Here is a 721-nt window from a genome sequence, read left to right as displayed (position 1 = left end):
AACCGCGGCACCGTCTGCGGCTCCGTCGCCCATGCCGATCCCAGCGCCGAGCTGCCGCTGTGCCTGGCGACCCTGGGTGGCGAGGTGGTGCTGGAGGGCCGGCGCGGCCGGCCCCGCGTGGTGCCGGCGGCGTCGTTCTTCCAGGGCGTGCTCACCACCGACCGCGCCCCCGGCGAGCTGGTCACGGAGGTGCGTTTCCCGCTGGCGCAGGCGCAGACGCAGTACCGCTTCACCGAGGTCGCGATGCGCCACGGCGACTTCGCCATCGTCGCCCTGGCCGCGGCGATTCGCGGCGAACAGGTGGACCTCGGCGTCGGCGGCGTCGCCGACCGGCCGGTGGTGCGCACGCTGCCCGCCGGTGACGGCCTGGACGAGGCCCTCAACGAATTCGCCTGGGCCCTCGGGGCCGAGGACGATGCCCACGCCACCGCCGCGTACCGGCGCACGCTGGTGCGCGAGCTGGGGCGACAGCTGATCACGGAGGCCCGGCCGTGCTGAAGATCGAGGCGAACGACAGCCATCGCGTCACCCTGACGCTCAACGGCCGCGAGCGCAGCGGCAATGCCCGTCCGCGCACCCTGCTGAGCGACTTCCTGCGCCACGAGCTGGGGGCCACCGGCACCCACGTGGGCTGCGAGCACGGTGTCTGCGGGGCATGCACGGTGCGCGTGGACGGCGTGGCCAGCCGGGCGTGCCTGATGCTCGCCGTGCAGGCGGACGG

The 721-nt window shown here is 74.8% G+C and carries 2 protein-coding genes; both read left to right on the top strand.

All coding sequences use genetic code 11. The features are described from left to right. Nucleotides 1-498, top strand: a 498-nt coding sequence (locus G7A99_RS22900; protein ID WP_205600022.1) for a xanthine dehydrogenase family protein subunit M, incomplete at its 5' end; no start/stop codon positions are given. Beyond that, a partial coding sequence (locus tag G7A99_RS22895; RefSeq protein ID WP_163144333.1) for a (2Fe-2S)-binding protein occupies nt 492-721 on the top strand: 230 nt, incomplete at its 3' end. The genes G7A99_RS22900 and G7A99_RS22895, both read left to right, overlap by 7 nt.

The organism is Arhodomonas sp. KWT, assembly GCF_010993615.1.
The sequence above is the reverse complement of the archived record's forward strand: the minus strand, read 5'-3'. Positions and strand labels throughout refer to the sequence as shown.